This is a genomic window from Acidisphaera rubrifaciens HS-AP3, from assembly GCF_000964365.1.
Classification (GTDB): Bacteria; Pseudomonadota; Alphaproteobacteria; order Acetobacterales; family Acetobacteraceae; genus Acidisphaera; species Acidisphaera rubrifaciens.
The window spans coordinates 1-6,113 of record NZ_BANB01000438.1; the positions used below are offsets into that span (position 1 = coordinate 1).

2 protein-coding genes are annotated in these 6,113 nt (G+C 58.6%); one reads left to right on the forward strand and one right to left on the reverse strand.

Going from position 1 to position 6,113, the window contains the following annotated elements; all coding sequences use genetic code 11:
• Nucleotides 1-38: 38 nt before the first annotated feature.
• A protein-coding gene (locus tag B8460_RS12630) for an IS5 family transposase (RefSeq protein ID WP_148360586.1) occupies nucleotides 39-835 on the forward strand; the annotation gives its coding sequence in 2 pieces (ribosomal slippage) (nucleotides 39-395 and nucleotides 398-835; 795 coding nt in all).
• Between the two features lie 250 nt (nucleotides 836-1,085).
• On the opposite strand, the gene B8460_RS12635 is transcribed toward B8460_RS12630, so the two are convergent.
• Nucleotides 1,086-5,285, reverse strand: coding sequence for a beta strand repeat-containing protein (locus B8460_RS12635; protein WP_148360587.1), 4,200 nt, complete (start codon nucleotides 5,283-5,285; stop codon nucleotides 1,086-1,088).
• Between the last annotated feature and the right edge of the window lie 828 nt (nucleotides 5,286-6,113).

The window sequence follows — 6,113 nt, forward strand, 5'->3', positions numbered from 1 at the left end:
GCGGGTGCTCGTCCCGGAGCTGCGCCCCGGCGATAGGGATGACACAGATGCCGAAGCATCGCCGCGCCTATCCGACCGATCTGTCGGACCGCCAGTGGGCGGCGATCGCCGATCTGGTCCCCGACGCCTTGCCCGGCGGGCGACCGCGGCGCGCGGCCTCGCGCGAGCTGGTCAACGCCATCCTCTATGCGCTGCGCGCCGGCCACGCCTGGCGCCTGCTGCCGCATGACTTCCCGCCGTGGCAGACGGTCTATTACTACCCGCGCCGCTGGCAGGCCGAAGGTGTGTGGGTGCGCATCAACCACGCGGTGCTGACCGCCGACCGTGAGCGCGTCGGCCGCGAGGCGAGCCCCTCGGCGGCGATCATCGACAGCCAGTCGGTGCGCACCGGCGATCAAAAGGGGGATCGAAAGGCTACGATGCGGGCAAGAAGATCGCGGGCCGGAAGCGTCACAACCTGACCGACATCGACGGGTGCCTGCTCGCGGTTCAGGTGCAGTCCGCCAGCGTCCAGGACCGCGACGGCGCCAAGCCGCTGCTGCGCGCCTCCCGCCGTCTCTGGTGCTTCGTGCGCACCGTGTTCGACGACGGCGGCTACGCCGGCAAGCTCGTCGAATGGGCGCGCGGCAAAACCCACCTCACCCTCCAGATCGTCAAACGGCCCCGCGCCCTGCCTCGCTTCGAGCCGCTGCCACGCCGCTGGGTCGTAGAGCGCAGCTGCGCTTGGCTTATCAAGCAACGACGCCTCCTCCGCGACCTCGAACAGCGCACCGATGTCGCCGAAACGCTCATCCTTATCGCCGCTACCGCCACCATGCTCAGGCGGATCGCCTGATCCAGCAATCACTTCCCAAACGCGCTGTCAGTCGCTCTGGCGTCCAACCCAGCGTATGCATGGCATCCGACCCAATGTGTCTTTTTTGATGAACACCGGGCGGCCGATCAACGCTTCTTGGGACGGGCCGTGATGGGACACCGCTGCCGTGGCGCGGCAACTTGGACAATGAGACCCGGGCTCATGGAGCCGAGGAGCAATACACGAAAATGTGCCGAATCAGTTCGAAAAGACACTCTCTTGCTCCTCCTCAGTATACCAGGTGGCCATTCAGCAAATCGTTTAGGCCGATCGATCCAGTGTTTGACAGTATTATATTCGTCTCATTCGCGGACGGACCCACAGCAATTATGCTATTATTTCCAATGGCCGTCAGGGACACAAAGTTGGTGACGTTCTGTGAATCCACATCCACGCCACCGAGAAGCCCAGAAAGGTCTAGAACGTCACCCTTACTAAGACTGAACCCACTGATTTCGTCTTGGTCGCCAGATCCTACAAATCGGAACGTCGTATTAGAAGCCTGGGTCGCATCGATATTTGCGCTTTCTGCCGAAATAAAGTCGTAGGTTCCGGTGACGACAACGCTCGACGCGACCCCGATGGTCAAACTGTCGTAGTTCCCCACAACAGACGCGGACGAATTATCTCCCAGCGACATTTTGTTAGAGGCGCCACTCTCCCAGCCCTGCGAATCTATCCCTGCGCTTACGGCTTCGCTGGTTCCGTAGGTTTCCACGATGTTTTGGTCGCCCCCGGTAACTGAGCTAAAACCCCCATATGCCCATGTAGTGGAATGGCTTCCGATAGTAACATCACTGTAGGACGCCGCGAGGTCAATGGTTGCGGCATCGCCGAATGTTCCTTTACTACCGTCACCGACCAACCACGCGTTGATCGAACCGCCGCCCTGAGCGACGTCAGCCGTACCGTATAATGTAATGGACGCAGTTCCAGCCGTAGCGATTACGCTGTCGCTATTGCCGACCGCGCTACACGTCGCCCCGGTATCGACTGTACCCACATCCGAATTGCCGGAGAGCCAAACATTGCTGTTAGCGCCGCCGGTCACGCTAACGTCGTCACCATACGAGTCGATCGTAGAAGCGCTGTCGCCCTGGATGGTATTGTTGTTTGTGACTATCCAAATCGTGCTCCCCTGACCGATTCGACCTTGGTTACCGTCTCCCACCAGAGTGATCACATTTGAACTTCCCCCATTAAGGGAGTTATCGGACCCCACCAGGATCAACTGAGTTGAAGCGCCGGTTGTAACACTATTATGCGATCCAACACACGAAACCTCATCCCCGGATTGGGACTGGACAACGCTTTGATTGGCATGAAGTTGGAACGACGTGGAAGCATAACTCGAGACCACGTCAGCCGTGCCACCCAGGTAAATGTTCTCGGCAGTGCTAGCGATAGTCACATTTGCACCGCTACCAGCAACCAACGTGTTCCCGGCAGCGACCATACTCGCAGTCAAGCCATCGCCAGCCGTGATTTGATTAGCTGTCCCAGCTTCCCAGACATTTCCTCCGTTACCGACTACCGAAGTGTTGCCGTCTCCGTAAATGTCTAACGTAGTATTATCGGAAGCATTCAAAATGTCGTGGGTGCCGTACATCCAGACGGTGCCGTTCGAACCGATCCTCAACACGTTGCTCGAACCTGCGAGAGTAGCCGTCGTATTTCCGCCAGCGACGATCTGATCCCTGCTGCCGGTCACCCATGTTGTTATGCCATCCTGTCCCGACAGAAGCGCGTTTGACCCGGTCACGAAGACTGAGGGTGCGTTCGTGACCGTTGCGCTGGCAGAGGTTCCAGCGAGATTGATCGTCCCGCTCTGGCCCGTGACATTCACGGCGCCATTGTCACCAACCGTGATTGTCGCCTGCGGAGACTGCATTTGAACCGCATTAGATCCGGAGCCTACGAAAAGGCTGGCCGAACCGAGTAGCGTGATCGAATTCTCGCCCCCCGTGAGATTGAAGGCGGAGCCAACCAGCGTCATGTTGGCTCCCGCAGCACTGAGCTGATCGGTAGCCGTCCCAACGTTCTGTATCGTGGTTGGGGCCGTTCCCACCCAGATCGCGTCGCCCCCCCCGGATACGACGGTTTGGTTGGGGCCGACCGCAGGGAGATAGACGATTGCATGTCCGGCGCCCGTATTGATGTCGGGAGTACCGGCACCTCCGAAAATGGTTTGGTAGCCCGGGAAGGAGGCTGTCAGACTTGATGCAGTGATCGCGGACGAAGTGCTATAGGCAGCTGTCACGTTGGCGCCGGTCAGAACGGGCGACTGAGGCGTCACCTCAGCAAGATAGGTATCCTGCCACACCTCTGTCATTTGCGGTGCGTTGCCCCAATCAGTGTAATTCCAATTTGGATTATCACCGGTATTGAATTGGGTGACGTACAGTATGCCGGACGGAAAATTGACATACTGCCCAACCGGAGGCCCGGTCTCAATTTGCTCCCATAGCCTGCCGGTCTGAGGGCTATATACGTTATCGATGGAAAGCCACCTCTCGCTAGTCCCCCCCTTAAAGATCTGCTCCACAACTGATCCTGCGGAGTCGTCGATCGTGGTTACTGAAGCGAGGGCCGGGCTCCAGTAGGGCATCCACCCCGGGTTGCCCTGAACATTGTATTCCGTGGTTTGCTCGCCGCCGCCCGACATGAAGTCTGCGATAGCGCCAAGTGACGCTATTGTAGGGTCAGAATATGGCGCGATTCGGCTGGTGGATGATTGGAGTTGGCCCGTACTTGTATTGAATTGCTCAGTCGTGGATAGAACCTGGAGCGCAATCGTCGAGGACGCGGGATTGAATGCGCCCGGGGGCTCCCACGAAGAGAGGTTTACAGGCGCACTACCCGCAACCTCAGCTTGAGGTGCTTCAATGATGCCGTCAACCAAGCCCACTCCGCCTTCATTGATCGGGGAGTGCATACTCAGAGCTTGAGTATAGAGGTAGTTTCCTGTGTCGCCTACGTTATTAGCATTCCATGTGTACTGTATCTGCTCGATTTTGCCAGAAGAATCGAATGTGGCGCTTCCTGACGACCAAAACTGCCCGGCGCCCCCGCTCCGGAAGGCAAACGTCTGCCCTTGAAAGCCAGTCGAATTCTGCGTCGAAAATACCTGGATTTCGCTCGACGAAGAGCGACCATTATAATTAAAGGATTGAACGTTTATAAGGTCAGGCCCGACTGCAGCCTCATACAGTTTCAGGCTTGACAACGTAGCGGCGAGATCGCTGGCGGTCCCGTCGATAGTGACTGTGTTGCTGCCACTTCCTGTTACTGTCGCCTTCCCGGATGGCTCGACGTAGAGGAGACCGGACTCATCGGTGAGGACCAGCGCAGCCGTGGCGCCGTGCACGACGTCGTTGATCGACCAACCCACGTTGATCAAGCCCAACAGCGAACTCGTACTGCCCGCCGTCACGACGATTTGTGGCGACGTTGAAAGGGTTACCGAGCCGACTGCGGTGATGTGATTCGCTTGATACAGAGAATAAGTCGCGCGGACCTCTAACGCGGCGTTAGCAACGGTATTGTCCTGATTAGTGGGCAATACGCTTGTTGGATACGGCCACCATGTTTCGAGCAAGAGAGAGCTGGGGTTAGCATTCGTATTATGCGCTAACGTTGCTGCGTCGGCCTCGGCCTGAGCGGTCCACATCGACCCGCTCACATCTGTTCCTGACCCATCCAGCAAAACGGTCAGAGTGAGATTATCTTGAGCCGCAAGCGCTGCCAGTGAATTCTCCCATGACAGATTGACGCTCGGCGGCACCTCCCATGGAGCATACCATGTCGTATCTTCGACAAGGTAATTTATAGCGGGCAGACTTTCGACTTTAGCTATATTGTCATAAGCGGCAATCCACGAGGCGCTATTCGCTACAGGGCCAACGCCTTCCCACTGCCCGAGTTTGATATTCGGGTAGTATTTGGTGATTTCCTCGACTATGTTGGCTTGATTCGTTGCCTGCTGGGTGTAATCCGCCGGCGACACCTGAAGTTCGACTTCATTATCTCCCTCCACCTGTGTGATTGGCAGACCGGCCTCTTCGGCGGGCAGCAACCACTGCGATGTCCAGTCAGCGCTCTGCGGGTTGTTCAACTGGGCTTCGACGCAAACCGAGATCGAGTTTGCGATGCAATATTGAGCGATGTTGTCGAGCAGGGTTTGATTCAGTGAAACCATCGACGCCGTAATCGTGACGCCGTTAATCACCCGACCGATTTGCTGCGGTGACGCCAGAGATAGATCTCCAGCGCTCATATGGAAAATCTGGGCGTCCCCGGCTCCGAAAGCGTTCGACCCCTGCGAAATCAGGTCAGCATAGTCGCTCCCTATTGCGCCCAAGGTCTGGGCAGCGGTTGCGCCCCCCGCGCTCGACCCGCTCCCGCTGAGCTCGATTGACGTCGCGCTCACCGGAGCGGCGCCTTACGTCGCCGCCCGCAAAAGGCAGCAAGCACGACAAAGTGCTCGGGGGTCACGACGGATAATGCGGCGCCTAGCGAGGTGCTGGCAGATGCCGCTGTGCTCGGGATCAGCATGGCGAGTCTCCTGGGCCGATGAGAGCCGTGGGAGGAAACTGTCCCGGCCTGTCCTAAATTATGGTTATCGAGCCATCATGTGAGACACTGACGGCGGCTAGCGCCGCGTAGTCGGGGTAGCGGACGTTGGGGCTCTAAAAATTGCCTTGGTATAGGGGGGACTTGACCAATCAGCACAACGGCAGGGAAGGCGATCAGCGCGCTCCTGCGAGGCTGAGCGCGACCGCAGCGAAGTGACGCCAATCGAGGTCGCGCCCGAGCAAGGAATTAGCTCTGGGTAACTCGATACGTGGGTGCGGCTGTGCTACTACTACCTTCGATCGCCGCGTCGCGATCGGCGCCATGGTTCGCCAGGTTGGGCACGGCACCTTGGCGCCGTCGAAGGTGCAATTTCTGCCCATCCACCATCCCCGCGATGCCCGAGCAGCCCGTCGTCGAGACGTCACCCTCAACCAGGCCGTCGCCATCTCGTAAGCCATCCGCGGCCGCGCCCGCCGTCATCGAGATCGCACTCGCGGGTGGCACGACGGTGCGAGTTGGAGATGACGTTGGCGCGGCGGCGTTGCGTCGCGTGCTGGGCGTGTTGCGCGTGTGATCCCGGTTCTGTCCCGGCGTGCGGGTGTGGCTGAGGACAGGTGCTATGGACATGCGTCGGGGCATGAAAGGCCGAGAGCAGAATCCGATCACTCTGGATTGTATCCGG